Consider the following 25,841-nt stretch of genomic DNA (forward strand, 5'->3'; position numbering starts at 1 on the left):
CATGCAGCCAAGAGTCTTTGCCTGGCTTTCTGAACTCACCCGCCGCAATGCCCTTCTGGCGATTCTGGTGGTCCTTGTCGCATCCGTGGCTGCGGCATGGTCCTTTCTGAATGTGCAGCAGGCCGTCAAGCATGCTCGCGCAACACTCCTGAGTAGTCTTCTTGCCACCCAGTCCGAGGCACTCCTGATCTGGGCTGAAGAAAAGCGAGCGGATACGACTCAATGGGCCAAAGATCCGTCAATCATCGCCGTAACCGGGAAGCTATTGGATCGTCACCGATTGGGTGGGGCTGCATCTGGCGATAACTCCAAAGAAGAGGCAATGTTTCTCGATCGCATAGCGCCCGCCATCGAAGACCTTCGCTTGGCCGCTGCCAATATCGTCGCCCCTGACGGAACGTTGATTGCTTCTCTGGTTCCGGAATTGGTCGGAACCAAGTTATCGCCGGAGTATCTCGCCCGCCTCAAACCGGCGTTCGATGGTGGCAGTGTTTTTATTGGGCCCACGCTCGAGCAAGATCGGTTACCCGGAATGACAGCGGAACGAAGAATGCTGTCGGTAATCTGGACCGCTGCACCAGTGAAGAGCCGCGAAGGCAAGGTTCTGGCTGTCCTGAGTCTTGGGCGCTATGCCACGAGGCGATTTGCCCACACGCTTGAAGTGACACGCCCAGGAGATACTGGGGAGACCTATGCGTTCAACTCGAAGGGAATGCTGCTGTCGCCGAGTCGTTTTGAGTCACGACTAAAGGAAATCGGGCTAATGGATGCCGGCGGGGCGCTGTCGCCCGGTGTGATGCCATTGCGGGAATACTTGCCCGCGGTCGGCTTTTCGCCACACATGCCTTTGACGGCACTGGTAGGTCAGGCAATCGCGAAGGCAAAATCTTCCTCTGCTGAGTTTCAGGGAACGATGCTGAAGCCCTATCTGAACTATGTCGGAACGCCTGTCATTGGTGCTTGGCAGTGGTTGCCCTCTCTGGATCTTGGCATTGCCATAGAAATGGCAGAAGTCGAGGCGTACGCACCCATAGCATTTGTAAACACCAATCTCCTCATCTTGCTACTGACCCTTGCCTTCGCAGTGTTCGTTGGACCATTGTTGCCGCCACTGCTATGGCGGCGATTCGTACCGATAACAGAGGGAAATCGGATAGGAAGTTACCGACTCTCAAAGAAGATCGGGGAAGGCGGTTTGGCCGATGTCTACGAAGGAGTACATGATGGGCTGGAGAAACCAGTAGCAGTCAAGATCATGAAGGGACAATTGCGAGAAGAGCTGGAGACCCGCTTCGAGCGCGAAGCACGGCTGCTCGCTTTGCTGAACCATCCTCGCATTGTCTCGGTGTTCGATGCTGATTACTGTGAGGATGGCCGCCCCTACTATGTGATGGAACTTATCGATGGCCATCCATTAGGGCGACTTGTGGAAAACGGGGGGCCGGTGGCAGAGTGGCTGGCATGCGAAATACTGAAGCAGGTCTGCGACGCAGTGCAGTATATGCACGACCGGGGCATTACGCATCGCGACCTCAAGCCGGAGAACATTCTTGTCCAGGAAACTGCTGACGGGGCGCCGCAAATCAAACTGATTGATTTTGGCTTTGCCAAATCCCTTACCGAGAAGGATCGGATGCATCTGACGCAGGACATGAGCCTGATGGGGACTTTGGGCTACATGGCGCCGGAACGAATCAAGAATCCGGAAGACACTGATATTCGGGGGGATGTGTATTCCGTTGGCGCCATCGGTTATTTTCTTGTGACGGGCAAGGAACTGATTCCCGACATCGGAAACCTTGACGACCTGAATGGTCATCCAATTCCCGATCCGGGCTCTATTAATAATGATGCGCTCGCCGGCATTATCGGGAAAGCCATGTCGAATCGGAAAGCGGAGCGATGGTCATCGTGCGCCCATTTGGCGGAGGCGCTTAGTCGATATATGGCAAGACAACCAGTAAGTAATGGCCATGTCCATCCTTGGCAGTGATCTGGCGACAGTGATCGTTGCAGCAGTCCTGGTGGGGCTGGGCGGAGATGGCTTTCTGCGCGGCGTATTGGGTGCAGCCTACTGGCTGCGCGTCCCCAAGCTGCTCGTTGCGACGACCTTGGCGGCGTTTGCCACTTCAAGCCCGGAACTGACGGTATCGACATTGGCCGCGCTCTCCGGCAAGCCGGAAATTGGGCTTGGCGATGCTCTTGGCAGCAACGTGGTCAACGTTGCCCTGATCTTCGGCCTGGCATTACTCTTCGGCCCCATCCACGCCAAGGCAGCCGAGTTCGGCCGCGACTTTGCACTGGCAATTGCTGTGCCCCTGATCATGTTCCTGTTGGCCTACGATGGAATGCTCTCGCGTTTCGATGGCGGCCTGCTGCTGTTGATTTTTGCCGGGTGGATGGCGGTGGTGATTCGTGCCGGGGCCGCGAACAGAACACTCGTGAATGTCGAAGATGTTCCGTATTCGGTCGGTCAGACCCTCGTCTTTGGCATTGGCGGACTGATTGCGCTCATCGTGGCCGGCCGCTTGTTCGTGACAGGGGCGACGGGCATGGCAATTACGCTTGGCATCGACACCTATGTCATCGGGGCAACAGTGGTCGCTGTGGGGACGTCGTTACCTGAGTTGGTAACCGTCGTGCTGGCTCGCATGCGTGGCCACGACGAGATAGGTATCGGAACACTGATCGGCAGCAATCTGTTCAATGGTCTTGCCATCGTTGGGGTCGCCACGTCCATCTACCCGGCGACCATCGCGACCCGCGAACTATTTGTTGCAGTCGCCTTTGGGATCGCGGGATTACTGCTCCTGATTCCCAACGCCAACGAAGCGATTCCGCGAGTACGTGGCGTAATGTTGATTACTCTTTACGCTACGTTCGTTGTGGTGACGTTGGCAATTGCCCACATTGAGCGATCCGATCTGCTCGGTGTGAGTGACGGGTTTCGGATCGGTTACCTGTCGTTCGCATCCTCTGACTTTTTGGTGCCACGATGACCGGTAATTGATTGGCTGCTGACTTAGCCGGTATTGTTCCCCAACGACTGCAATGGCCGAGAACCGGACGAAGCTGCCAACCAGGTGGCTATCTCGTCAAGGGCGCTATCGGACGATCGCCGAAGTGCCTCGGCAATATTCGGCATCGGACAGCAAGCGCGCCAATTCCTTTTTGACCACGGCGTAGCATTCGCACGCGCGGGTTTCCAGACCGGCCCGATCGAGCACTGATATGTGGCCGCGGCGGTAACTGATGAAGCCGGCGCGCTGCAGGTTTCCCGCCGCCTCGGTAATGCCTTCGCGGCGTACGCCGAGCATGCTGGCGACCAGTTCCTGCGTCATGACCAACTCGTTGGAAGGCAGTCGGTCCAGTGTCAGCAACAGCCAGCGGCAGAGTTGCTGTTCCACGGAATGGTGCCGGTTGCAGGCGGCGGTCTGCGCCATCTGGGTTATCAGCGCCTGGGTGTAGCGCAGCAGCAGGCGCTGCAGCGAGCCGGCGCGGTCGAATTCCTGCATCAGCACGCGGCGCTCCAGCCGGTAGGCGTGGCCCGCGGTCTGGACCACGGCAGAGCTTGACGTGGTGTTTCCGCCCAGGAACAGCGAAATGCCGACGACGCCCTCGTTGCCCACCCCTGCGGTTTCGGCCGATGCGCCGGACTCCATGACATAGTGCAGCGACACGATCGCGGTGGTGGGGAAATAGGCGTGCTGCAACTGTGTGCCGGGTTCGTAGAGCGTCTTGCCGAGCGGCAGCGGGACTGGCTCCAGATTTGCGGCCAGGGCTTCGAATTCCGCCGGGGGCAGCGCGGCGAGCAGATGGTTCCGGTTCGGGCTATGGAGCGACGGAATCGCCATGTCCTAGTTCTTTGCAGTGAGTTCCACGCCGATGCCGCGGTAACCGATGAACCGGCTCGCCTGGTTGAACATCGGCTCGCCGCTCACCCGGAATTGCTGCCGCGAGCCATCGGCATTCACGCGGCTGAAGACGAAATCGAGGAAGGGCTGGCGGGCGGCAATCCTTTCCTGCAGCAGCTCCCGCTCCGCCTCGTTCCATCCAGTCGCCCGAACATCGTTCCCCTCTTCCTGCAAGGTGCCGACGCGGATGCCGAGCATCTCGAGAACCGGGCCGGAGACCTTGGTGAAGTTGCCGTTCTCGTCCTGTTCCCAGTACCAGTCGGAGGCCAGTTCGGTCAGGCTGCGAAAGCGGGCTTCGCTTTCGCGCAGTTCGGCGGTGCGCTCCTGCACCTTCTGTTCCAGTTCCTTGCTGTAATTCTCCAGCTTCTTGTACAGCAGCCGCACCTCGAGCATGTTGCGGATGCGCGTCCTGACTTCGACCAGGTCGAAGGGTTTGCTGATGAAATCCCGCGCGCCCGCCTGCAAGGCGCGCATCTTGTGGCCGGGTTGCGCGGTGACCACGAGGACCGGCAGGTAGGCGTCGGCATCGTTGGTCTTGAGGCCTTCCATGACCTGGAATCCGTCCATGCCGGGCATCTGCAGATCGAGCAGGATCAGGTCGTAGGCGTTTTCCCGATGCAGCGCGCAGACCTCCTGCGGATTCATGGTCGAGGCAACGCGAGTGTAGCCGCCTTCACGCAGCGTTTGTTCCAGCAGAATGACATTCGACTCCTGGTCGTCGACGATCAGGATGCTGGCGTTGAGAATCTCGGACTCGGCAAGCATCATGCGGGTTCCTTGTTAACGGCGGGGCCTGGTACTTTCAATGCCATGTCCAGCGTATCCATGAACTGGGGGACCTTGATCGGTTTGGTGAGATAGTCGAAGAATCCGGCCTGAAGCGCCTTCTCGATATCATGGGGCACCGCGTTGGCGCTGAGCGCGATAATTGGAATATGCGCCGTTGTCGGGTCCGCGCGCAGGATTTTCATGGCTTCGAGCCCGCTGATGCCGGGCAGGTTGATGTCCATCAAAATGGCTGCCGGCTGATAGACGCGCGCAAACTCGATGCCGAGATTGCCATCCGCCGCGGAAAGCAGCCGCAGGTCCGGCCGGCGCGCAATCAGTTGTTCGACCAGTTCGAGGTTGGCCGGATTGTCTTCCACATAGAGAACCGTGCGGCGCGGCGCGCCATCGGATACCCGCGGCAGCGACAGCGCCGCATGCGCGACCTCCTGCATTGCAAGCACTGGCGCGGTCGTCAGGCTCAACTCGAACCAGAACACGCTTCCTGCCCCGACGGCGCTATCCGCCCCGATGGTGCCCCCCATCAGTTCGACCAGCCGCTTGGTCACCACCAGGCCGATGCCGGTGCCTTCCTCCGCGCCGACTTCCTTGCCGAGACGATTGAAGGGCTGGAAAAGCTGCGCCAGTTGTTCCGGCGCCAGACCCCTGCCGGTGTCCCGGATATTGATGCGGATGGAATCAGGAGGACTCGGTATGTATTCCACCGTAACCGTGCCTTCCGGCTTGTTGTACTTGATGGCGTTGAAAAGCAGGTTGATCAGAACCTGTTTGACCCGGGTCCGGTCGGCGCTGACGAAGTAGGGAAACTCGAAATGCGGATACGTCATGGCGATGCCGCGTTTCTGTGCCTGCGGGTCCACCATGGCCCGGCACTCGAGCATGACTTCGGCCAGCGAGACCGGTTCGTGCGACAGCGTCGCCTTGCCCGACTCGATCAGCGCCAGATCGAGAATTTCGTTGATCAGTTCCAGCAGGTACCACCCCGCCTTGAGAATCTGCTCGAGGTTGCGCTGCTGGGCGGGCGTTGGCGGCGGCGTGCCGGATTCAAGGAGCTGGGTGAAACCGAGGATCGCATTGAGCGGCGTGCGCAGTTCATGGCTCATGCTGGAAAGGAAATCCGATTTCGCCAGATTGGCTTTTTCCGCCAGGGACTTCGCGGTCTCCAGCTCGGCATTCCGATCCTGCAGGGCCTGATCGAGCTGTGCCCGCTCGGCTTCGACCTGCTTGCGCGCGGTGTTGTCGGTGCCGATCAGCAGGTAGCCGATGATGGCATCCGCCGCGTCGCGCAGCGCCGTGACCGACACCACCGCCGGCAAGCGGCTGCCGTCCTTGCGGATATAGGTCAATTCATAAATGTCCTCGATGCCGCGCGAGGCCTTGAAGACCAATGCCTCGAAGCCCGGCAAGATCGGCGTCGACAGCTCGACGCTCAACGCCGCGGCGCGCGCGATCACTTCCTGCGGGTCCGAAATGTCGGCCGGCGTGATCTGGTTGAGGACGTCGGCCGCCGCGTAGCCCAGCATGTGCTCGGCGCCGACATTGAAGATCTGGATCACGCCCTTCGCGTCGGTGGCAATGCAGGAGAAATTCGCGCTGTTGAAAATCGCGTGCTGCAGGGCCCCGGTCTTGAGCAGGGTTTCCTGGCGGTGCCTTTCGATGGTTCGAGTTTCGGGCATGACTGACTTCCTGAAAAGTGTACAAGGAACCAGGGACCTGTCGGGTCCGCGACCGGGAATGACGAGATCCTGCACCGGAACGAGCCCGGCCGGGTCAGAGGATCTTGCGCCCTTCGATGATCCTGAGCAGGACCACGACGATGGCGATCACGATCAGGATGTGGATGAAGCCGCCCAGCGTGTATGAAGTCACCAGGCCGAGGAGCCACAGGACGATGAGGATTACGGCGATTGTGTAGAGCATGGGAGGGCCTCTTTGAAAGGGTATTCGGTTCTCGTCCTCTGGCTGCGAGGAATGAATCGGAGTTTCCGCCCAATCGGTCAGGCAGTCCGTGCGGTAGCGCACATGCGGGTTCGCGCGACGAAAGCGCCTAGTCCCCCAGCAACTCGGCAACCGCTCCGAACTGCTCCACGTGCTGCGCCACCACTTTGACAATCACGATGATCGGAATGCTCAGCAGCATGCCCCAGACGCCCCACAGCCAGGCCCAGAACAGCAGCGAGACGAATACCGCTGCGGTGTTCATCCTGGCGATCCTTCCCGTCATCCAGGTCGTCACGAAGTGACCGACCACCGTGGCGATCGCCAATGACGTCCCGCCAGCCAGCAGCATCATCGAAAGCGTATCGAACTGCATGAATGCCGCCATGCCGATGACGACGGCGGTAACGATGGGGCCGAGGTAGGGAACCAGGTGCAGCAGGCCGGCGGCCACGGCCCAGGCGCCGGCGTTTTCGAGCCCGAGCCAGCTCAAGGCGATCCAGGTCAGCAGCGCTACCAGCAGGTTGGTGACCAGCAGCATGAACATGTAGCGCTGTATCGATTCGTCGATGTCGTCGAGGATGCGCACGGTGACTTTCCGCTGCGACAGCGAGGGGCCTGCCAGGCGCACCAGCTTTCGCTTGTAACTGTCGCCGGACAGCAGCAGAAAGAAGGTCAGGAAAAACACCATGCTGGCCTGTCCGATCAGTGCTGCGGCGCCCATGGAGTTCGCCCACAGGAAATTGCCCAGCTTGAAGCCGGGCGTGTCGATGACGACGCGAGTCACACGCTGCTTCGGCGGCGAAGCCAGCCCTGCCGCCTCGCTGGTCGCCTTCTCGATCTGGCTCGCGGCGGCTTGCATTTTCTGCATGGTACTGGTCTCGCCTTGACGCAGTTTGGCGATGCCGACCGACAGTCGGCCAACCGCTTCCGGCACCTGATCGAGGATGGTCTGTATCTGCCCACTCAGGGAGTTGGTCCCCAGAACGATCGCGCAGACGATCCCCGTCATCACGACACCGGTTCCCGCCAGGCGCGGAATGCGGAGCCGTTCGAGCCAGGCGACGAGGGGATTCAGGGTATAGGCGAAAAGGATCCCCAGCAGCAGGGATACAACGAAGCTCTGTGCCCAGTCCAGGGCGAACACCACGGCGAAGGCGGCGAGGATGAACAGCGCCATGTTCCGCCCCGATGTCGGCTCCGGACCCATGGAATGCGACGCGGTCGGCGCGAGGTCCGCCGGTGGCTGATTGCCCGCTGGGGCTGCCGGCCCGGTAGTTGCGATCGCTGTCATGTGCAGACACTCACCGGATGAATTGCGACGGGGTGGAGGCCCCGCGGGCACTGCCGGACTCCGGGTCCGGCAGTGCCCGACGGGATGCCGTTGACTACTTCACCCGCATGTCGTTCTTGACGGACTTCACGCCGGGGACGCCTTTTGCCAACGCGACCGCCTTGTTTGCCGCAACACTCGAACTCACGAAGCCGCTCAGCTGCACAACGCCCTTGAAGGTCTCGACATTGATCTCGGAGACCTTCAAGGTGGGCTCGTCGAAGATGGCCGCCTTCACCTTGGTGGTGATGACGCTGTCGTCGACGTACTCGCCGGTCCCCTCTTGCGTCGATGTCGACGCGCAACCCACCACGAATACCAGCGTAAAGGCCAGGAACAGCGCGGAAAGATACTTGTGTAGTTGTTTCATGATCGAATCTCCAGAATGGGTGCGGAACGGGAATTGCCTTTTCGGTTTCGAACAAGGCGCCCTGCGCAGTTTGTGTCGAACCCTGCAATCGAACATAGTCACAAGGCGCGTTGCCGTCGGTGCGTTGCCGTACATAGCGCCGCGGTTCGTGCAGGCGTCGCCGATGGGTTCGCGTTCACGTTGCCGAACTGACGCGATGGCTTACATCCCGCCGAGATCGTTGATCGCATCGACGACCACCCCCGTTCCAATCGCAATCAGCAGTATGTCGCCGGCGACGCGCACGTAGCGATGGCCGGACGGTGGCGGGCCGATCTGCATCACGAGCGGCTGCGGCACGTCGTAAAAAATGACCTCGCGCGGCAAAGGATGTCCGACCTTCCATTTCTTCGCCAGGCCCGGCGGCATGCAGCCGTTGTGCTTCTTCGCCAGGCCCGGCGGGCAGCTGCGGCCGCGGTAATGCTCGACGTAGTATTCACGCACCAGCACCTGCTGCCGCTCCTCGAAGTGGCGATTGCTTCCGGAGGCATGGCGGTCGTTGTCGCCCTTCGATTTTCTGTCGTCATCGCGGTGCTCGTTCCGTTGATTGCCGCTATTGCCCTTGTTGCCCTTGTCGGCCATGACGGGGCCTGCCGCCAGGATGCCCGCCATCGCAAGCGCCAGAATTGTTGTCGGGAAAGCTGGTTTCATGTTGGATCTCCGGTAGGTTTGTCTGGATCGGCAAGCTGTTCAGATACTCGCCGTGTCGCCAGCGCCGATTTTTGTCGCCGCGCGTACGCGGCTCACTTCTTCTTCTCGCCCTTCGCCGCGTCCTGGATGTTTTCGCCGGCCTTCTCGATCTGCTGGCCGACCTTCTCGATGGCCTTGTCGGCATCCTTGCCGGCGCGCTCCGCCGGCCCCTCCTGTTGCTGGCAGGCGGTGAGTGCCGCCAGCATCGCGCCCGTGGCCAGGAATACGCCGAGCGCCTCACGATATTTCTTCATCTGGATCTCCTTGTGCTTCGCTTCCCCGGAATCCCGGGGTGACCGTGCCGCCGGCTTTCGCCGGCGCAGGGGGATGTCATTACTTTCCGACTTCGTGGCCGATGATGCCGCCAACGGCTGCACCGCCCACGGTTCCAGCCGTGCTGCCACCCGTAAGAACAGCGCCTGCGACGGCACCGGCGCCGGCGCCGATGGCCGTGTTCTTGTCCTGTGTGGACATCCCGGAACAGCCGGCGAGGCCAAACAGCGCTGCCGCGGCAACTGCACTGACTGCATATTTCCGTATCGTTCTCATTTGGCTTACCTCTTTGTCGAACATTGGACTTCAGGTGCTTCTTGCCTGGCTTCGACCAGCGCTGCCGGGCTCGCGATTCCCTGCTGCAACGATTACCGGACGATCCTGCTGCCCACCACTTCGATATCGACGCGGCGGTCGCCCTGCAAGCACTCGGTCACGGCTGTGCTCCTGGCGCCGAGACAATCGCCGGCCTTCGTCACGGGCTGCGTTTCACCCCTGCCTTCGGTGCTGATGCGATTCGACTCGATGCCCTTGCTCATCAGATAGGTCTTTACCGCTGCTGCGCGCTGCTCGGAGAGCGCCATGTTGTAGCTTTCCGAGCCGAAGCGGTCGGCATGGCCGACTGCGGTGATGACTTCCGGCGTGATGTCCTTCGTCTTGCCGACGAAATCATCCAGTGCGGCTCGCCCTGCCGGACGCAGGTCCGCCTTGTTGAAGTCGAACAGCGTGTCGGCATCCAGCGTCACGCGTTGTGCCACGGGCTTGGGCGAAGGTTCGGACCTGGCCATGGGCGGGACGACATAGTTCGAGCCGCATTCGGCAGTCGATGCCGGTGCCGGGCCGGTACCGCTGTGCCAGCAAAGGCCGAACCCGCTTTTCACCACCCCGCTGCGCTGGTCCAGGACCAGTGCATTGTTCTCCGGGTTGGGCTGCGCCGTCGCCGCGCCCATCGCCAAGGCACACATCACCGCTGTGCCGACATGCTTCCGTGTGAATATGGTTTTCATGGTTGTTCCCGTTTCAAAGTTTGGATTTCTCGCCGCCTTCTGCTGCATTCCTGCGCCCGACTGCCCGCGAAAGCGGCGAGATACCGACAGCCATTGCGGCCATCATTCCTCGAATCCGGAACCATCTCTGTGCGCTAGCGCGCATTGCACACGCTCGCACCGGCTTGCACGCGTCGCCGGTGCAGCCATGCCGCGGATGGCTGGGTGCCGACTTTTGTCAGACCATCTTCACCACGATGTCGTGGAGGGTGTTGGCGCACGCGGCCATGCGCTCGGCGCCGTTGGTGAGGTGGCGGTAGATCTCGCGGCGCTTGAACATGTGGATGTAGTCGTCGCCGGTGAATAGCTGGGCCAGCGCGCGGCGGTAGAGCTTCTCCACCTTGCGCTCGGCCTTGCGCGCGAGGTTGGCATCGGCCGCGGCTTCTGCCGGCGTGCGGCCGAGCCGGGCGAAGCCGGCCTCGAGCGCCTGCACGCCCTCGAGCAGGTGGTGCGCCATCTCCAGCGTAACGGCGTCGGGCGCCAGCTGCAGCGCGTGCATCTCGCTGACCGCGTCCTTGCAGCCGTTGACCACCTCGTCGAGGCTGGTGATCGCGCGGTAGATGTCCTCGCGGTCGATCGGTGTCGAGAAGGCCTCGTTGAGGATGTGGATGTTGCCCATCTTGACGCGGTCGGCCGCGTGCTCGTCTTCGCGGATCGCCTCGCCGACGGCGTCGTCGCCGGTTTCCATGAAGCGCACCAGCAGGCTCACGGTATGGACCACCTGGCGGCTCTGCTCGTGGAGCATCGCGAAGAAGTTCGGCGTTTTCGGGAAGACGCGCTCGACCATTCGGGCCAGCAGGGATTTGCCCTGTTCATTGTTCATGGCAGCACCATTCGCAGAAGGAAGTGGAAGACGATGGACACCGTGGCGGCGCCGGGGATGGTGATGACCCAGGTGGTGACTATCTCGCCGGCCTTGGCCCAGCGCACCGACCTGGGCCGCTCGGAAGCGCCGATGCCCATGATGGAGGTGGCGACGACGTGGGTCGTCGATACCGGCGCGCCGACGGCCGAGGCGGCGAGGATCACCGCGGTCGAGGTCAGCTGCGAGTCGAGCGCGTGCAGCGGCCGCACCTTGTAGATGGCGAAACCGAGGGTGCGCACGATGCGCCAGCCGCCGGAGAGGATGCCGAGGGTCATCGAAACCGCGCAGGCCAGCATCACCCACAGCGGCACCGCGAAGGTCTCGAGGAAGCCGCCGATCAGCAGCACCAGCGTCAGAATGCCCATGCTCTTCTGCGCATCGTTGGCGCCGTGGGAGAAGCCGAGGCCGGCCGCGGTGAGCCATTGGGCGTTCCTCAGAGTGCGGTTCATGATCGGCCGCGCGCCGCGCAGCAAGAACATCATGACGCGATGCACGCCGAAGGCGACCCAGAAGCCGATCAGCGGCGACAGGATCAGCGCCGCCAGCACCTTCGTCACGCCGGTGATGTGGCCGTGCCGCAGCTCGCCGAAACCCCAGAGCACGTGGTCGGCCCCGACCGAAACCACCACCGCGCCGGCCAGCCCGCCGACCAGCGCGTGCGATGACGAGGAGGGGATGCCGCGCCACCAGGTCAGCAGATTCCAGGCGATGGCGCCGATCAGGCCGCAGAGAACGATGGTCAGCGCCGCGACGCGGTCGAGGCCGTCGAGCACGACGAAGGAGCCGATGGTGTTGGCCACCGCGGTGCCGCCGAGCAGCGGGCCGAGAAACTCGAAGGTGGCGACGATGAGGACGGCCTGCACCGGCGTCATCGCCCGCGAGGCGATCACGGTGGCGATGATGTTGGCGGCGTCGTGGAAGCCGTTGGTGTAGTCGAAGACCAGGACGATCAGCACCACCGCGACGGCGAGGACGAAAACCGGATCCATGGCCGCAGCTTAGCGCGGTTCGCTGCGGTCCGAAGCGTCCTTTTCCGGCAGCAGGCAGGCCCCCTTGTCGCAGGCGAAGACCGAGTGGCGCCACCAGGCGAACCCGACCAGCGCCAGCGCGGCGCAGGCCAAGATCTCGGCCATGCCGGGCGGCGGCCGTCCCGCCTGCCACCAGGCGACGAGAACCTTGAGCGATTCGATGCCGGCTACCAGCAGGGCGAAGGCGACGACGAGAAAGGCCAGTCGCTTTGCCACTACGGCGCCCGCTCGTACACCCACTGCAGCAGCGCGTCCTGCGCCGGCTGCGCGGCGGCGGCGTGCGGGTGATTGACGAAGAACACCACGATCTGGTGGCGCCCGCTCTTGTCGAGCACGTATCCGGCCATGGTCTTCACGCCCTCGAGCGAGCCGGTCTTGATGTGGGCCTGGCCGGCGGCGCTGCCGTCGCGCAGCCGCTTCTTCATGGTGCCGTCGACGGCCAGCAGCGGCAGCGAGGCCATCAGCTCGGGCATGACCGGGCTCTTCCAGGCGGCCTGCAGCAATCGTGCCGTGCTCTCGGCCGAAATTCGCTCGCGCCGCGACAGGCCGGAGCCGTTGTCGAGCACGAGTTCGGGCATGCGCAGCGCCTTGGCTTCGAGCCAGGCGCGAACGGCCGCGTCGGCCTGGGCGGTGGTGGCGCCGCCGTTCGAAATCGACGCCGAAGGCGGCACTTTTTGCCCGAGGGTGAGGAAGAGCTGCCGCGCCATTACGTTGTTGGAGAATTTGTTGATGTCGCGGACGATCTCGGCCAGCTGCGGCGATTCGACGCTCGCCAGCAGGCGCGCGCCGGCCGGCGGCGCGCCGTCGCGCACGCCGCCCGCGAGGCTGCCGCCGAGTTCCGACCAGAGCTGGCGGAACACGCCGAGAACGTAGTGCGGATGGCCGAGCAGGCCGATGTTCCATTTCTGTTCGCCGCAGGCCGTCGGGTAGGTGCCGGTGAGCACCAGGCGGAAGCTGTTGCCGTGGCTCGCGAGATCCGCGCGCAACGCCTCGCGCCATTCGCTGCCGGGCGGGCAGGGGCCGCTGCCCGTCTTGAGCAGGTTGACGATGTCGAGGTTGGCCGGCGCGGGCTCGGCCAGGACGAGGATGCGCCCGCCCTCGGGCGCGAGCGTGAGGCGCACGGCCTTGAAGTTCAGCAGCAGCGCGTCGGGGCCGACGTTGTAGGGGCGCAGCGGCTTGTCGTCGAAGGCCGCTTCGTCGTGGGGGATGGCGGCGAAGGCGCTGCGGTCGAGGACGAGGTCGCCGCGGATTTCGCGCACGCCGCGGGCGCGCAGCTGGCGGAGCAGCAGCCAGAACTGCTCGAAGGTCAGCTTGGGATCGCCGCTGCCGACCAGGTGCAGGTCGCCGGGCAGCACGCCGTCGGCGGGCGGCAGGCTCAAGGGTGTCGCGGCCAGCGCGCTGGTCTTCCAGGTGTAGGCGGGGCCGAGCAGCTCGAGCGCGGCGAAGGTGGTGACGAGCTTCATCACCGAGGCCGGATTCATCGCCGCATTGGCATTGACGCCGACGCGCGGAAACACCGCACCCGTTTCCTGCACCACCACACCGACCGCGGACTGCGGGATGCCGGCGGCCTTCAGCGCGCGGGCGACGGGTATCGGCAGGCGCTCGTCGTAGGCGACGTTCTGCGCGGCCGCGGGCAGGACCGGCAGGAGCAGCAGCAGGAGTCGCAGCAGGAGAGCCATTCAGATCACGATGTAGCGGCGGCGCTCGTCGAAGCGCTCGACCGCGGCGCGCGCCTCTTCCCGGTCGATGCGCACGGTCATCACCACCCAGCGTCGTAGGTCGCGGGTGGTCAGCTCGACGAAGCGCAGGATGTCGGCCTGCGGCTCGTCCGCATCGACGATGACACCGAAGCGATTCACGGCCAGCTGAACCGGATCGAGGCGCAGCGACGCTTCGGGCGCGGCGAGGTAGGCCACCAGCGTTTCCAGGAGCCGCGCCGGCTGCAGGGCGTCGACCGTCTCGCGCAATCGCTCCTGCAGCTCGGCCAGTCGGCGGGTATGCGACTCGGGGCCCTCGCTGCGCGCGTGGGCGCGGGCGACCGATTGCTCGTCGCGCAGTTCCTGCCTTTCCTCCCGCACCTCGTCGACGTGGGCGACGAATCCCTTGAGCAGGCCGTCGAACATGGCCTCGGCCAGCCGCCGGTGGGCGCCGTCGAGGTCGGGGCTGGGCTCGGCCAGCGTGTGGTCGGCGAAGCTCAGGGTCTTTTGCGGCTCGTCGTGGACGATGATTTCGCCCGCCACCCGGCTGCCGAAGCCGGCCGTGACGTGCCGGCGCATGCCGAGCATCGCGCAGCACTGGCCGGGGGGCACCACGGCGTGTCCCGCCAGGTAGTCGCGGACGCACTGGCTGCGCGCCAGCATCTGCTCGACGTCGTCGGCGCTGCCGAACAGCGCGTGCACCAGCGGGTCGGTGGCGAAGGCCGCGCGGCTGATCTCGAACGGGCCGGGGATGGCCATGGCCACCCGTTCACAGTAGTCGTACGCGTGGCGCACGGACTCGGCGAGGATGCGCTCATGCCCTCCCACGGTTTGCAGCAGCGGATCGACGGTGGCGACGGCACGCCCGATCAGCGCCGCGGTCTGGGCGTCGAGTGCGGGGGGCGGGCGCAGCCAGTCGAAAAGTCCCATGAGCCTGCCTTTTAATTGATCGGAGCGACGCAGTCATCCAGATTCGACATGTGCGGATATTGCCATGCAAACCGCCTCCGTTGGTGGGGCGGTCCGTCCGTCGGCTTGCCGCGGGCGCGATAATCGTTGGCACCGCAGGCGTGGGACGCGGACAATGCAACTTTGGGAGATTGCCTGATGAACAAGTTACCGGGCTGGGGCAAGGCGATCGTGGCCGTCGTCGTGTTCGCGATCCTCTACGGAGCCGCCCAGCTCCTGCTTTTCCTCGACAAGACATCCAGTGGCAAGCCCGGACTGGATTAGCTGCTCGGGCCGCCCCTGCGTCAGGGGTAGAATGCCGGCCCCTGATCCATACCCGCAACCGCCCAGAGGAGAGACGCAAATGTCCGGTCACGGATTCCATGTGCACGGCCCCCACGATCATCACGTCGAGCACGTCGCCCAGCATGGCGGCGACGAGTTCACTTCCCGTCTCGCCGTGCTGACGGCGGTCCTGTCCACGGTCGGCGCCGTCTTCGGCTACATGGGCGGCCATTCGCAAAATGCCGCGCTGCTCTACAAGAACGAGGCGGCGATCCAGAAGACCTCCGCCTCCAACCAGTGGAACTACTATCAGGCCAAGAGCAACAAGCAGAACCTCGCCGAACTCTCGGTCACGCTGACCGCGGGCGAGGCGCAGGAGAAATTCAGGCAGGCGATCGAGCGCTACAAGAAGGAAAAGGAAGAGATCAAGGTGGATGCCGACAAGCTCGAGGCCGCCGCCAAGGAGGCCGACAGGAAGAGCGAGGCCGAGATGCATGTGCATGAGCGCTGGGCCATGGCCACCACGCTGCTGCAGATCGCGATCGCGCTTTCGGCCATCACCCTGCTGACGCGCAAGCGGTGGCTGCTGGTCGGCGTGTATGGTTCGACCGGCCTCGGCCTGGTCGCCGGCGTGATGGGCTATTTGCACCTGTAAGCGAATGCCGCTCCCGCATTTCCCGCGGTGCTTCGCCTGATGGCCATGACGCCCGGGCGCAGTCCCGAAACGCGGGCAACCGCAGTCCTGCTTGCCGCGCTTTCCCTGCTTGCCGGCTGCGCTGTCGCGCCGGCGGACGATCGCCAGCGGGCGCTCAACAGCTGGCTGCAGCTCGGGCCGGGCGGCGACAGCTCGCTGCGCGCCATCGTTGGCGCCGGGGCGGATTGTCCGACCGCCATCATCGACCAGGCCGTGCGGCCCATGACGCCGCGGGCCGAGCCAAGCAAGGCGCAGCCACTGGCGGGCGCAGGAGGCAACCGGGCGTTCAATCCTGAGTTCGATGTCAGGTCCTGCGAACTCGCGGTGCCGTCGGCGGCGCGTGATGCGAGCATCGATGGCCGTGCCATTCCGCTGCCCAGGGGCGAGATCAAACGCATCGTCGTGGTCGGCGACACCGGCTGCCGCATCAAGGTGCCGGCCGGCGGCAAGGGCGATCCGATCCAGGACTGCGCCAGCCCCGCGGCATGGCCCTGGCCCCGGATCGCTGCGGCGGCGGCGCGCGCCCGGCCCGATCTGGTCATCCACGTCGGCGACTATCACTACCGCGAATACTGCGATGACCCGCGCCTCTGCCCCCCCCTCCGCGAACAGGGGGTGGTGGTGGGTTACGACTGGGCCGGCTGGAATGCCGACTTTTTCACCCCGGCCGCGCCGCTGTTGTCCGCGGCGCCGTGGGTTTTCGTTCGCGGCAACCATGAGAACTGCGACCGCGGCGGCGAGGGGTGGATGCGCTTTCTATCGCCCCTGCCGTACCAGGCCTGCGGCAATCAGACGTACAAGTCCGCCACCCGCTCCGTGCTCGGCAACAACTTCACCGCCGCAGCCTATCGCATCGACCTGGACCGCAAGCTTGGCCTGATCGTCGCCGACAATTCCGGGCACGAGGACTACCGCCCGGCACGGGAGACGCCGCGCGATGTCGAATTGTTCAGGCAGACGCTTGCCGCGCTGCGCGAGGCGCCCGCCACGCAGCGATTGTGGTTCCTTTCGCACCGCCCGGTCTGGTACGACCTGCTCGACCCTGCGTCGCAGCCCAACGCCCTGCAGGCCGCCCTGCGCAATGGCCTGCCCGCCAACGTGCAGGTGGCTTTCGCCGGCCACCAGCACGCATTCGAAACCATCAATTTTTCACCCGACGCCGATCGCGCCTTCCATCCGGCGGGGCGGCCGGCGCAGGTGATCGTCGGCGGCGGCGGCACCCAGCTCGAGTCGCTCGATCCGCATTCGCCCTTCTACGAGGGCGAGGGCGGCACCGGCAGCACGGAACGGGCGCGGCCGGACGGACGGCTCTACGATGGTGTGGCGGCAGCGACGGGCCTGGTTCTCAACCGCTACAGCTTCCTGCTGCTCGAGCGTGACGCCGAGGGATGGGGCGGCACGGTGCTCGACCCCGACGGGCTCCCCATCACCCGCTGCCGCCTGAGTGGCGGCAGCAAGGAACTGGCCTGCACGTTTCCCGGGCATTGAGCAACCCCGCAAGCCCGGCGGTGCCCGCTTTGGGCTGGAATGGGCCTCGCCAACCCGATTCAAATTCGCGGCAAGACTTGAAATCCCTCATGCTTATCCCTATTATTAGCACTCGTTGCGGGCGAGTGCTAACAGCCGACCGCAAGACTCAACCGATGATGGCTGCAGGATCATCCTGCGCCGCAACTGTTTTAACTGGAAGGAGCCACCCGAATGAAAATCCGTCCCCTGCATGATCGCGTGATCGTCAAGCGCGTCGAAGCCGAGCGCACCACCGCCAGCGGCATCGTCATCCCCGACACCGCCGGCGAGAAGCCGGATCAAGGCGAAGTCGTCGCCGTCGGCACTGGCAAGGTCATGGACGATGGCAAGGTCCGCCCGATGGCCGTCAAGGCCGGCGACCGCGTGCTGTTCGGCAAGTATTCCGGCCAGGCCGTCAAGGTCGATGGCGACGAGCTGCTGGTCATGCGCGAAGAAGACATCATGGGCGTCGTTGAGGCCTGATGGCCGACGTTGACTGCAATTAACCGAATTCTGGAGAGATAAAGAATGGCTGCTAAAGAAGTTCAATTTGGTGATTCCGCCCGTCAGCGCATGGTGCGCGGCGTCAATGTCCTCGCCGATGCCGTCAAGGTGACCCTGGGCCCGAAAGGCCGCAACGTGGTGCTCGAGCGCTCCTTCGGCGCCCCCACCGTGACCAAGGACGGCGTGTCCGTCGCCAAGGAAATCGAACTGAAGGACAAGTTCGAGAACATGGGCGCGCAGATGGTCAAGGAAGTCGCTTCCAAGACCTCCGACATCGCCGGTGACGGCACCACCACCGCCACCGTGCTGGCCCAGTCGATCATCCGCGAGGGCATGAAGTACGTCGCCGCCGGCATGAACCCGATGGACCTGAAGCGCGGCATCGACAAAGCCGTGACCGCCATCATCGACGAGCTGAAGAAGATCTCCAAGCCCTGCACGACGTCGAAGGAAATCGCCCAGGTCGGCTCCATTTCCGCCAACTCCGATGCCGACATCGGCGAGATCATCGCCCAGGCCATGGACAAGGTCGGCAAGGAAGGCGTCATCACCGTCGAGGACGGCAAGTCGCTGCAGAACGAGCTGGAAGTCGTCGAGGGCATGCAGTTCGACCGCGGCTACCTCTCGCCCTACTTCATCAACAACCCGGAAAAGCAGATCGCCGTGCTGGACAATCCCTTCGTCCTGCTGCACGACAAGAAGATCTCCAACATCCGCGACCTGCTGCCCGTGCTCGAGCAAGTCGCCAAGGCCGGCCGTCCGCTGCTGATCATCGCCGAAGACGTCGATGGCGAAGCGCTGGCCACCCTGGTGGTTAACAACCTGCGCGGCATCCTCAAGACCGTCGCCGTCAAGGCCCCGGGCTTCGGCGATCGCCGCAAGGCCATGCTGGAAGACATCGCCATCCTCACCGGCGGCACGGTGATCGCCGAGGAAGTCGGCCTGTCGCTGGAGAAGGCCACGCTGAAGGACCTCGGCCAGGCCAAGCGTGTCGAAGTGTCGAAGGAGAACACCACCCTGATCGACGGCGCCGGTTCCGAGGACGCCATCAAGGGCCGCGTCACCCAGGTCCGCGCCCAGATCGAGGAAGCGACCTCCGACTACGACAAGGAAAAGCTGCAGGAGCGCGTGGCCAAGCTGGCCGGCGGCGTTGCGCTGATCAAGGTCGGCGCCGCCACCGAGGTCGAGATGAAGGAGAAGAAGGCCCGCGTCGAGGATGCGCTGCACGCCACCCGCGCCGCCGTTGAAGAAGGCATCGTCCCCGGCGGCGGCGTCGCGCTGCTGCGCGCCCGCGCCGGTGTCACCGTCAAGGGCGACAACCACGACCAGGACGCCGGCATCAAGATCGTGCTGCGCGCCATCGAGCAGCCGATGCGCGAGATCGTCGCCAACGCCGGCGACGAGCCCTCCGTGGTGGTCAACAAGGTGCTGGAAGGCAAGGGCAACTTCGGCTACAACGCCGCGACCGGCGAGTACGGCGACCTGGTGGCGATGGGCGTGCTGGACCCGACCAAGGTCGAGCGCATCGCGCTGCTGAACGCCGCTTCCGTCGCCGGCCTGATGCTCACCACCGACTGCATGGTGGCCGAGCTGGTCGAGGACAAGCCGGCCGGCGCCGCCGGCATGGGTGCCGGCATGGGCGGCATGGGTGGCATGGGCGGCATGGACATGATGTAACGGAGTAGCCGTTACATCATGTCAGGCCAGGAACGGGAGGAAACCCAGGTTTCCTCCCGTTGCCCACCTTCCTTCTGACCAGCGCCCCGCACGGTTTCCCGTGCGGGGCGTTTGGCTTTTGGGGGCCGCGAAAAAGTGCCGCCCTGCGTGCGTCCAACGAGCCAGGCTGCGCAAATGAAAAATGCCTGCTGGCGCAGGCGCGTTGTCGGCGCCGGCGCCACGGCGGGCGGGCTCGTTCGGTGTGCTAGACTTTTTGCCAGGGAAAAAGACGGCGGGGAGCGGATCGATGCAGGGGAGATCCGCTCCCCGAGACTTTCGTAGCACCGCAGTAGCGGGTTACGGTAGTCTCCGAAGACCGAAAAAGGAGAACAGCGCTACGCACTCTAGGGTTGATCTCTTACACTCAACTTACTCTGGCGGGATCATGCCCCAATGAGAATCCTCCTTGCCGAAGACGATCGCGTCATTGCCGATGGACTGATCCGGTCGTTGAAGAAGGCCGGCTACGCGGTAGATCATGTCGCCAACGGCGCAGAAGCCGACGCGGGGCTGCTGACGCAGCAGTTCGATCTGCTGATCCTCGACCTGGGCCTGCCCAAGTTGTCCGGCATCGAGGTGCTCAAGCGCCTGCGCGGCCGCAAGAGCGCGTTGCCGGTGCTGATCCTGACGGCACAGGACGGCATCGAGGATCGCGTGCGCGGCCTCGATGCCGGGGCCGACGACTACCTGACCAAACCCTTCGCCCTGCCCGAACTCGAGGCGCGGGTGCGGGCATTGACGCGCCGCGGCACCGGCCAGCCGACCAAGATCGAGGTCGGCCCGCTGAGCTACGACCAGTCCGATCGCATCGCACGGCTCGGTGGCGAAGTCGTCGATCTCTCGGCGCGCGAACTGTGCCTCCTCGAGGTCATGCTGCTGCGCGTCGGCCGCCTGGTCAGCAAGGAACAGCTCGTCGAGCACATGTGTGGCTGGGACGAGGGGGTGAGCACCAACGCCATCGAGGTCTATGTGCACCGCCTGCGCAAGAAGCTGGAGCCGGGCGGCGTGAAGATCGTGACCCTGCGCGGCCTCGGCTACTGCCTGGAAAAACCAGGCGGAGGCAGCGTTGAAAAAGGCAGTTGAAAGGGGCAAGAGGGGCGAAAGGTTCGGCTCCGTCTTCAGCGACCAGAATCCCAGCGAATACAACTCCCTGTTCGGGGAGATCCTCGACTGGATGCTGGCGCCGCTGCTGCTGGTCTGGCCCATTTCCATCGCCGCGACGCACCACATCGCCAACGACATCGCCAACCAGCCCTACGACCAGGCGCTGGCAGACCGCGTCAGCAGCATCGTCAGCCAGCTCAAGGTCACGCCCGATGGCGTGTCCGTGACCCTGCCCCCGATCGCGCGGGTGTCGCTGACCGAGGACGAAGAGGACCGGCAGTTCCACCAGGTCATCCTCGCCGGGGGCGACCTCATCGAGGGCGATCCCGACATGCCGCAGTTGCCGGTCGGCGAGCCGCGCGTACCGGGCGGGGTGAAGCTGCGAGACGGCCTGATGATGGGCGAGCAGGTGCGCATCGCCTACCAGCTGGTGCCGGCGCAGTGGGACGCGCGGCCGCTGCTGATCCAGGTGGCAGAGACGCGCAAGCAGCGCGAGGCGCTGGCTTCGCGCATCATCTCGGGCGTGCTGCTGCCGCAGTTCGCCATCATTCCGCTGGCGGTGATCCTGGTCTACCTCGGCCTGTCCAAGGGGCTGGCCCCGCTCGAGCGCCTGCGCGACCGCATCCGCGCGCGGCGTCCGAGCGATCTTTCGCCGATTCCGGTTCGCGGCGTACCGGACGAGGTGCGCCCCCTGGTCGTGTCGTTCAACGAGATGATGCAGCGGCTCGAGGAGAACCTGCAGGCGCAACAACGCTTCATCTCCGATGCCGCGCACCAGATGAAGACGCCGCTGACCGGTCTCAAGATGCAGGCCGAGCTGGCGCTGCGTGAAACCGACCCGGCGCTGATGCGCGCCGACCTCGAGCGCATCGCCGCGAGCACCGACCGGGCGGCCCACCTGATCTACCAGCTGCTGCAGCTGGCGCGCGCCGAAGCCAGCCACGAAAAGGTGCACAAGGCCGAGCAGCTCGGCCTCGAGGTGCTGGCCCGCGCCGTCACCCAGGACTGGGTCGAGCGCGCGATCGCCAAGGGCATCGACCTCGGCTTCGAAGGGACCGGGAGGCTGTTGCTCATCGACGGCGTGCCGCTGCTGCTGCGCGAAATGCTCAACAACCTGATCGACAACGCCATCAAGTACACCCAGCGTGGCGGCCATGTCACCGTGCGCTGCCGCGGCGATGAATTCGCCATGCTCGAGGTCGAGGACGACGGTCCCGGCATCCCCGAGGCCGATTACGAGCGCGTCTTCGAGCGCTTCTACCGCGTGCTCGGCACCGACACCGACGGCAGCGGCCTGGGCCTGCCGATCGTGCAGGAGGTCGCCGTTCTGCACAGCGCCACCGTGGAACTGGGCGCGGGCGCCTGGGGCCACGGCACCCGGGTGACCGTGGTCTTCCCGCGCAAGGGTTCGGACGTCATGCCCTATGACCTTCGTCAGAAAACCTGACGTTCGAAGGGATTCTGTAAGACTGTTGTCAGCTAGCTGCAAGGACAATGCGGACCAGCCTGTAGTGGTTGGTCCGTCCATGCGCATGCGGATCGCCCCAAGGCGAACGGATGATGCGGCCACAAAAAGGGGAAAACCCGGGGGCGCGTCGGGCGGGACAAACCACAGGAGGAGGAACCCTTCATGCAACTGACGCAGAAGCACCACGACTACTGGAACAAGAACCTCAGGATCACTGCGATCCTGCTGGCGATCTGGTTCGTCGTCACCTTCGTGTTCGGCTGGTACGCACGCGAACTCAACGAGATCAGCTTCATCGGCCCGCTGGGCTTCTACATGGGGGCCCAGGGCGCGCTGATCATCTACGTCGCGATCATCTGGTTCTACGCCCGCTTCATGAACAACCTGGACCTCGAATACGGCGTCCACGAAGGGGAGGACGAATAATGAGCGGCCAAGTCTCTCAATCCCAGTTCTACCAGAACCTCAAGAAGTACTACACCTTCTACACCGGCGGCTTCATCACTTTCGTCGTCATCGTCGGCATCCTCGAGCAGATGGGCGTGCCGAACAAGGTGCTGGGCTACATGTTCCTGTTCGCCACCATCCTGCTCTACGCCGGCATCGGCTTCATGTCGAAGACGGCGGACGTGTCGGAATACTACGTCGCGGGCCGCCGCGTGCCGGCGCTGTTCAACGGCATGGCGACCGGCGCCGACTGGATGTCGGCGGCTTCGTTCATCGGCATGGCCGGCACGCTGTACCTGACCGGCTACGACGGCCTCGCCTTCGTCATGGGCTGGACCGGCGGCTACTGCCTGGTGGCCCTGTTCCTCGCGCCCTACCTGCGCAAGTTCGGCCAGTTCACCATCCCGGACTTTCTCGCCGAGCGCTACGGCGGCAACCTGCCACGCCTGATCGGCGTGCTCGCCGCCATCGTCTGTTCCTTCACTTACGTGATCGCGCAGATCTACGGCGTCGGCCTCATCACCAGCCGCTTCACCGGCCTGGAGTTCGGCGTCGGCGTGTTCGTCGGCCTCGCCGGCATTCTGGTCTGCTCCTTCCTCGGCGGCATGAAGGCGGTGACCTGGACGCAGGTGGCGCAGTACATCATCCTGATCTTCGCCTATATGATCCCGGTGGTCTGGCTGTCGGTGAAGGACACCGGCAACCCGATCCCGCAGATCGCCGCCTACGTCTCGGCTCTGCCCAAGGTGACCGCGCTGGAGAAGGAGTTCAACGACAAGACCACGCCCAAGGGGGCGGCCGAGGAATCGGTGCGCGCGATCTTCCGCGATCGCGCCGCCGCCGCCGATGCCAAGCTCAAGGGCCTGGAAGCCGGTGGCGCCAACTACCTCACCGAGGAGAAGGGCAAGCTCGCCGCCAAGGTCGCGGAACTGAAGGCCGCCAGCCCGGTGGATGCCAAGGCCGTCGAAGCCGCCGAGAAGGCCGTCAAGGACTTCCCGGTCGACCCTTCTGCCGCCAAGAAGGCCTGGACCGCGGCCAAGGGCGGCGCGGCCGCCAAGGCCGCCCCGGTCAAGGCCCACGCCGAGCCCTTCGCCGCCACCGGCAAGACGCCGGAGGAGGTTGAGAAGAACCGCAACAAGGCCAAGAAGAACTTCCTGGCGCTGATCCTCTGCCTGATGGTGGGCACGGCTGCGCTGCCGCACATCCTGATGCGCTACTACACCACGCCGTCGGTGAAGGATGCCCGGACATCGGTGACCTGGTCGCTGTTCTTCATCTTCCTGCTCTACTTCACGGCGCCGGCGCTGGGCATCCTGGCCAAGTTCGAGGTCTATAACAACCTGGTCGGCTCGAGTTTCGCCTCGCTGCCGGCCTGGGTCTCGAACTGGGCCGCGGTAGACAAGACGCTGATGGCGATCGCCGACATCAACAAGGACGGCATCGTGCAGCTGGCCGAAATCACCATCGGCGGAGATCTGATCGTGCTGGCGACCCCGGAAATCGCGGGCCTGCCCTACGTGATCTCGGGTCTGGTGGCTGCCGGCGGCCTGGCGGCAGCGCTCTCTACCGCCGACGGTCTGCTGCTGACCATCGCCAACGCCATGTCGCACGACCTCTACTACAAGATGATCGACCCGCAAGCCTCCACGGTGCGCCGCCTCGCGGTGTCCAAGGGCCTGCTGCTGGTAGTGGCACTGGTGGCCGCGTATGTGACCAGCCTGAAACCGGGCGACATCCTGTTCCTGGTCGGTGCCGCGTTCTCGCTGGCCGCCTCGGGCTTCTTCCCGGCCCTGGTGCTCGGCGTGTTCTGGCGGCGCGCCAACTACCTCGGTGCCGTCATCGGCATGAGCGCGGGCCTTGGGCTCTGTTCGTACTACATGTACATGACCTACCCGTTCTTCGGCGTCAATGCGCCGCTGTGGTGGGACATCGCTCCGATCGCCGCAGGCTTCTGGGGTATCCCGGTCGGCATCATCGGCGTGATCGTCGGTTCGCTGATCTCCCCTGCGCCGAGCAAGCAGATCCAGGAACTGGTCGACCACGTGCGTTATCCGAACCTGGAAGGCGACATCAATACCGCCGGTGCCTAAGTTACCGAGGAGGAGGGGGCAACCCCTTGCAAAACCGGCCCGTTCCCGGGCCGGTTTTTTTTTCGCCTATTGCCGCGTCGGCGTGTCGCCAGCGCCGACTTTTTGGATCAGAAAGGCAGTTCTGGAATGAGATGCATCAGATCGGCGCGCTCGGCGTCCTGCACCAGGCGTTTCGCGCGCTTGGGCTCGAAGCCGACCAGGCGCTCGACCACGGCTTTGACCTGGTCGGGTTCGTTGGCGTGATGTCGCGCCATGCCGAGCTGGTACCAGGCTTCGCCGTTCATCGGCTGCAGGGCGACGGCCTGCTCGAGCGCAGCGGCCGCATCGCTGTGCCGGCCGAGGCGGGCATGAGCCAGGCCCATGCCGTACCAGGCGCGGTCGAGGATGGGCTTGAGGCGCACGGCCTCGCCGAAGGATTGCACGGCGTCAAGGGGCTTGCCCATCTGCTCGCGCACGAAGCCGAGGTTGAAATGGCTGTCGGCATCATCGGGAGCCAGCCGCAAGGTCTCGATGAACCACTTCTCGGCGACGTCGAAACGCTTTTTCTGTGCCGCGATGAAGGCGAGGTGGCGCGCGGCCTGCACGTCGTCGGGCTGGATGCGATAGGCCGTGGCGAATTCATCGAAGGCGGCTTCCTCGCGCCCGAAAAAATGCAGCAACCAGCCGCGGGCATAATGGCGCCAATGTTCGAAATTCATCCCCAACCCTGATTGTTTGCGAGATACGGAAAGATACCATGGCACCAACGGAACTCCTGCTGCTCGGCGTGCTGCGCGCGTTGGTCGAAGTCGCGCTGCTGTCACTGCTCGGCCAGGGTGTGGTCGCGCTGCTCGCCGGCAGCCGCCGCGCCACCAATCCGATCTACGTCCTCTTCGGCATCGTCACCAAACCGGCGATCCGCGCCGCGCGCTGGATCACGCCAAAGCTCGTCATCGACAAGCATATTCCCTTCGTTTCCTTCTTCCTGCTGTTCTGGCTGTGGATCTTCCTCGCCTGGGCCAAGCAGTTTCTGGCCAGCTGAGCGGAGGCACCCCAAGGGCGCAATCCCGCAAGGAGCCCTGCACTTCCTTCGGTCGGATTTGCTTCGCGGCGCG

28 protein-coding genes are annotated in these 25,841 nt (G+C 64.2%); 12 read left to right on the forward strand and 16 right to left on the reverse strand.

From position 1 onward, the window contains the following. The first annotated feature begins 1 nt into the window (after position 1). Positions 2-1,993, forward strand: coding sequence for a serine/threonine-protein kinase (locus EJE94_RS05665; RefSeq protein WP_121240472.1), 1,992 nt, complete (start codon positions 2-4; stop codon positions 1,991-1,993). Then, positions 1,968-2,999 (forward strand): sodium:calcium antiporter, encoded by a 1,032-nt coding sequence (locus EJE94_RS05670; protein ID WP_207855749.1) that lies wholly within the window; start codon positions 1,968-1,970, stop codon positions 2,997-2,999. The genes EJE94_RS05665 and EJE94_RS05670 overlap by 26 nt, the downstream gene beginning before the upstream one ends. A 105-nt stretch (positions 3,000-3,104) precedes the next feature. Here the strand turns inward: EJE94_RS05670 and EJE94_RS05675 are convergent, their stop codons facing one another. The 15 genes from EJE94_RS05675 to EJE94_RS05745 all read right to left on the reverse strand — a co-directional run bounded on the left by EJE94_RS05675 (position 3,105) and on the right by EJE94_RS05745 (position 14,912). Then, a complete protein-coding gene (locus EJE94_RS05675) occupies positions 3,105-3,854 on the reverse strand; it encodes a Crp/Fnr family transcriptional regulator (RefSeq protein WP_121240474.1) in 750 nt (249 codons plus the stop codon). A 3-nt stretch (positions 3,855-3,857) separates the two neighbouring features. Beyond that, a complete protein-coding gene (locus EJE94_RS05680; protein WP_346252864.1) occupies positions 3,858-4,682 on the reverse strand; it encodes a response regulator in 825 nt (274 codons plus the stop codon). Further along, positions 4,679-6,451, reverse strand: a complete 1,773-nt coding sequence (locus tag EJE94_RS05685) for a PAS domain-containing hybrid sensor histidine kinase/response regulator (protein WP_243642533.1) — start codon at positions 6,449-6,451, stop codon at positions 4,679-4,681. Before EJE94_RS05685 ends, EJE94_RS05680 begins: the two co-directional genes overlap by 4 nt. Before the next feature lie 19 nt (positions 6,452-6,470). After that, a complete protein-coding gene (locus EJE94_RS05690) occupies positions 6,471-6,620 on the reverse strand; it encodes a lmo0937 family membrane protein (protein ID WP_121240477.1) in 150 nt (49 codons plus the stop codon). 127 nt (positions 6,621-6,747) lie between these two features. After that, positions 6,748-7,818 (reverse strand): AI-2E family transporter, encoded by a 1,071-nt coding sequence (locus EJE94_RS05695; RefSeq protein ID WP_243642534.1) that lies wholly within the window; start codon positions 7,816-7,818, stop codon positions 6,748-6,750. A gap of 208 nt (positions 7,819-8,026) precedes the next feature. Beyond that, on the reverse strand, positions 8,027-8,341 hold the full coding sequence (locus EJE94_RS05700) for a BON domain-containing protein (RefSeq protein WP_121240479.1): 315 nt from the start codon (positions 8,339-8,341) through the stop codon (positions 8,027-8,029). A gap of 201 nt (positions 8,342-8,542) precedes the next feature. Beyond that, entirely contained in the window at positions 8,543-9,031 is a 489-nt protein-coding gene (locus tag EJE94_RS05705; RefSeq protein WP_121240480.1) for an RcnB family protein, read from the reverse strand. A gap of 92 nt (positions 9,032-9,123) precedes the next feature. Then, entirely contained in the window at positions 9,124-9,324 is a 201-nt protein-coding gene (locus EJE94_RS05710) for a hypothetical protein (protein ID WP_121240481.1), read from the reverse strand. A gap of 79 nt (positions 9,325-9,403) precedes the next feature. Beyond that, a complete protein-coding gene (locus EJE94_RS05715) occupies positions 9,404-9,619 on the reverse strand; it encodes a YMGG-like glycine zipper-containing protein (RefSeq protein WP_121240482.1) in 216 nt (71 codons plus the stop codon). A 92-nt stretch (positions 9,620-9,711) separates the two neighbouring features. Next, positions 9,712-10,398, reverse strand: coding sequence for an OmpA family protein (locus tag EJE94_RS05720; RefSeq protein WP_207855750.1), 687 nt, complete (start codon positions 10,396-10,398; stop codon positions 9,712-9,714). 169 nt (positions 10,399-10,567) lie between these two features. Further along, positions 10,568-11,212 carry a DUF47 domain-containing protein gene (locus EJE94_RS05725; RefSeq protein WP_121240484.1) on the reverse strand — a complete coding sequence of 215 codons (645 nt, stop codon included), beginning with the start codon at positions 11,210-11,212 and terminating at the stop codon, positions 10,568-10,570. Further along, positions 11,209-12,243, reverse strand: coding sequence for an inorganic phosphate transporter (locus EJE94_RS05730; protein WP_121240485.1), 1,035 nt, complete (start codon positions 12,241-12,243; stop codon positions 11,209-11,211). Before EJE94_RS05730 ends, EJE94_RS05725 begins: the two co-directional genes overlap by 4 nt. A 9-nt stretch (positions 12,244-12,252) precedes the next feature. Continuing rightward, the gene (locus EJE94_RS05735; RefSeq protein WP_121240486.1) at positions 12,253-12,498 is read right to left on the reverse strand and encodes a hypothetical protein; all 246 of its coding nucleotides are present in this window, start codon (positions 12,496-12,498) and stop codon (positions 12,253-12,255) included. Continuing rightward, positions 12,498-13,964, reverse strand: coding sequence for a D-alanyl-D-alanine carboxypeptidase/D-alanyl-D-alanine endopeptidase (gene dacB, locus EJE94_RS05740; protein ID WP_121240487.1), 1,467 nt, complete (start codon positions 13,962-13,964; stop codon positions 12,498-12,500). The genes EJE94_RS05735 and dacB overlap by 1 nt, the downstream gene beginning before the upstream one ends. Continuing rightward, entirely contained in the window at positions 13,965-14,912 is a 948-nt protein-coding gene (locus EJE94_RS05745) for a hypothetical protein (protein WP_121240488.1), read from the reverse strand. A 177-nt stretch (positions 14,913-15,089) separates the two neighbouring features. Between EJE94_RS05745 and EJE94_RS14925 the strand changes: the two genes are divergently transcribed. The 9 genes from EJE94_RS14925 to EJE94_RS05785 all read left to right on the forward strand — a co-directional run bounded on the left by EJE94_RS14925 (position 15,090) and on the right by EJE94_RS05785 (position 24,747). Continuing rightward, positions 15,090-15,215: a hypothetical protein gene (locus EJE94_RS14925; protein WP_275540516.1), complete on the forward strand. Its 126-nt coding sequence runs from the start codon at positions 15,090-15,092 to the stop codon at positions 15,213-15,215. A 79-nt stretch (positions 15,216-15,294) separates the two neighbouring features. Then, a complete protein-coding gene (locus EJE94_RS05750; RefSeq protein WP_121240489.1) occupies positions 15,295-15,870 on the forward strand; it encodes a DUF4337 domain-containing protein in 576 nt (191 codons plus the stop codon). Positions 15,871-15,909: 39 nt separating this feature from the next. Further along, positions 15,910-17,397 carry a metallophosphoesterase gene (locus tag EJE94_RS05755; protein ID WP_121240490.1) on the forward strand — a complete coding sequence of 496 codons (1,488 nt, stop codon included), beginning with the start codon at positions 15,910-15,912 and terminating at the stop codon, positions 17,395-17,397. A 213-nt stretch (positions 17,398-17,610) separates the two neighbouring features. Next, positions 17,611-17,901, forward strand: a complete 291-nt coding sequence (gene groES / locus EJE94_RS05760; RefSeq protein WP_121240491.1) for a co-chaperone GroES — start codon at positions 17,611-17,613, stop codon at positions 17,899-17,901. A gap of 45 nt (positions 17,902-17,946) precedes the next feature. Then, on the forward strand, positions 17,947-19,599 hold the full coding sequence (groL, locus tag EJE94_RS05765) for a chaperonin GroEL (protein WP_121240492.1): 1,653 nt from the start codon (positions 17,947-17,949) through the stop codon (positions 19,597-19,599). 432 nt (positions 19,600-20,031) lie between these two features. Continuing rightward, positions 20,032-20,721, forward strand: coding sequence for a response regulator (locus EJE94_RS05770; protein ID WP_121240493.1), 690 nt, complete (start codon positions 20,032-20,034; stop codon positions 20,719-20,721). Then, entirely contained in the window at positions 20,705-22,189 is a 1,485-nt protein-coding gene (locus EJE94_RS05775; protein WP_243642535.1) for a sensor histidine kinase, read from the forward strand. Before EJE94_RS05770 ends, EJE94_RS05775 begins: the two co-directional genes overlap by 17 nt. A gap of 183 nt (positions 22,190-22,372) precedes the next feature. Next, positions 22,373-22,636 carry a DUF4212 domain-containing protein gene (locus tag EJE94_RS05780; protein ID WP_121240494.1) on the forward strand — a complete coding sequence of 88 codons (264 nt, stop codon included), beginning with the start codon at positions 22,373-22,375 and terminating at the stop codon, positions 22,634-22,636. Beyond that, on the forward strand, positions 22,636-24,747 hold the full coding sequence (locus tag EJE94_RS05785) for a sodium:solute symporter family protein (RefSeq protein WP_121240495.1): 2,112 nt from the start codon (positions 22,636-22,638) through the stop codon (positions 24,745-24,747). The genes EJE94_RS05780 and EJE94_RS05785 overlap by 1 nt, the downstream gene beginning before the upstream one ends. Before the next feature lie 107 nt (positions 24,748-24,854). Here the strand turns inward: EJE94_RS05785 and EJE94_RS05790 are convergent, their stop codons facing one another. After that, entirely contained in the window at positions 24,855-25,445 is a 591-nt protein-coding gene (locus EJE94_RS05790) for a tetratricopeptide repeat protein (protein WP_121240496.1), read from the reverse strand. Between the two features lie 38 nt (positions 25,446-25,483). Here EJE94_RS05790 and EJE94_RS05795 point away from each other — a divergent pair, with 38 nt between their 5' ends. Continuing rightward, complete coding sequence (locus EJE94_RS05795) at positions 25,484-25,768, forward strand: hypothetical protein (RefSeq protein ID WP_121240497.1); 285 nt, start codon at positions 25,484-25,486, stop codon at positions 25,766-25,768. The last annotated feature ends 73 nt before the right edge of the window (positions 25,769-25,841 follow it).

It is taken from the genome of Sulfurisoma sediminicola (assembly GCF_003865015.1).
Lineage (GTDB): Bacteria > Pseudomonadota > Gammaproteobacteria > Burkholderiales > Rhodocyclaceae > Sulfurisoma > Sulfurisoma sediminicola.

Excerpts from the sequence above, each read along its gene's own strand:
- EJE94_RS05665 (WP_121240472.1), top strand. The coding sequence starts at position 2 with ATGCAGCCAAGAGTCTTTGCCTGGCTTTCTGAACTCACCCGCCGCAAT.
- EJE94_RS05670 (WP_207855749.1), top strand. The coding sequence starts at position 1,968 with ATGGCCATGTCCATCCTTGGCAGTGATCTGGCGACAGTGATCGTTGCA.
- EJE94_RS05675 (WP_121240474.1), bottom strand. The coding sequence starts at position 3,854 with ATGGCGATTCCGTCGCTCCATAGCCCGAACCGGAACCATCTGCTCGCC.
- EJE94_RS05680 (WP_346252864.1), bottom strand. The coding sequence starts at position 4,682 with ATGATGCTTGCCGAGTCCGAGATTCTCAACGCCAGCATCCTGATCGTC.
- EJE94_RS05690 (WP_121240477.1), bottom strand. The coding sequence starts at position 6,620 with ATGCTCTACACAATCGCCGTAATCCTCATCGTCCTGTGGCTCCTCGGC.
- EJE94_RS05695 (WP_243642534.1), bottom strand. The coding sequence starts at position 7,818 with ATGGCGCTGTTCATCCTCGCCGCCTTCGCCGTGGTGTTCGCCCTGGAC.
- EJE94_RS05700 (WP_121240479.1), bottom strand. The coding sequence starts at position 8,341 with ATGAAACAACTACACAAGTATCTTTCCGCGCTGTTCCTGGCCTTTACG.
- EJE94_RS05705 (WP_121240480.1), bottom strand. The coding sequence starts at position 9,031 with ATGAAACCAGCTTTCCCGACAACAATTCTGGCGCTTGCGATGGCGGGC.
- EJE94_RS05710 (WP_121240481.1), bottom strand. The coding sequence starts at position 9,324 with ATGAAGAAATATCGTGAGGCGCTCGGCGTATTCCTGGCCACGGGCGCG.
- EJE94_RS05715 (WP_121240482.1), bottom strand. The coding sequence starts at position 9,619 with ATGAGAACGATACGGAAATATGCAGTCAGTGCAGTTGCCGCGGCAGCG.
- EJE94_RS05720 (WP_207855750.1), bottom strand. The coding sequence starts at position 10,398 with ATGCAGCAGAAGGCGGCGAGAAATCCAAACTTTGAAACGGGAACAACC.
- EJE94_RS05725 (WP_121240484.1), bottom strand. The coding sequence starts at position 11,212 with ATGAACAATGAACAGGGCAAATCCCTGCTGGCCCGAATGGTCGAGCGC.
- EJE94_RS05730 (WP_121240485.1), bottom strand. The coding sequence starts at position 12,243 with ATGGATCCGGTTTTCGTCCTCGCCGTCGCGGTGGTGCTGATCGTCCTG.
- dacB (WP_121240487.1), bottom strand. The coding sequence starts at position 13,964 with ATGGCTCTCCTGCTGCGACTCCTGCTGCTGCTCCTGCCGGTCCTGCCC.
- EJE94_RS05745 (WP_121240488.1), bottom strand. The coding sequence starts at position 14,912 with ATGGGACTTTTCGACTGGCTGCGCCCGCCCCCCGCACTCGACGCCCAG.
- EJE94_RS14925 (WP_275540516.1), top strand. The coding sequence starts at position 15,090 with ATGAACAAGTTACCGGGCTGGGGCAAGGCGATCGTGGCCGTCGTCGTG.
- EJE94_RS05750 (WP_121240489.1), top strand. The coding sequence starts at position 15,295 with ATGTCCGGTCACGGATTCCATGTGCACGGCCCCCACGATCATCACGTC.
- EJE94_RS05755 (WP_121240490.1), top strand. The coding sequence starts at position 15,910 with ATGGCCATGACGCCCGGGCGCAGTCCCGAAACGCGGGCAACCGCAGTC.
- groES (WP_121240491.1), top strand. The coding sequence starts at position 17,611 with ATGAAAATCCGTCCCCTGCATGATCGCGTGATCGTCAAGCGCGTCGAA.
- groL (WP_121240492.1), top strand. The coding sequence starts at position 17,947 with ATGGCTGCTAAAGAAGTTCAATTTGGTGATTCCGCCCGTCAGCGCATG.
- EJE94_RS05770 (WP_121240493.1), top strand. The coding sequence starts at position 20,032 with ATGAGAATCCTCCTTGCCGAAGACGATCGCGTCATTGCCGATGGACTG.
- EJE94_RS05780 (WP_121240494.1), top strand. The coding sequence starts at position 22,373 with ATGCAACTGACGCAGAAGCACCACGACTACTGGAACAAGAACCTCAGG.
- EJE94_RS05785 (WP_121240495.1), top strand. The coding sequence starts at position 22,636 with ATGAGCGGCCAAGTCTCTCAATCCCAGTTCTACCAGAACCTCAAGAAG.
- EJE94_RS05790 (WP_121240496.1), bottom strand. The coding sequence starts at position 25,445 with ATGAATTTCGAACATTGGCGCCATTATGCCCGCGGCTGGTTGCTGCAT.
- EJE94_RS05795 (WP_121240497.1), top strand. The coding sequence starts at position 25,484 with ATGGCACCAACGGAACTCCTGCTGCTCGGCGTGCTGCGCGCGTTGGTC.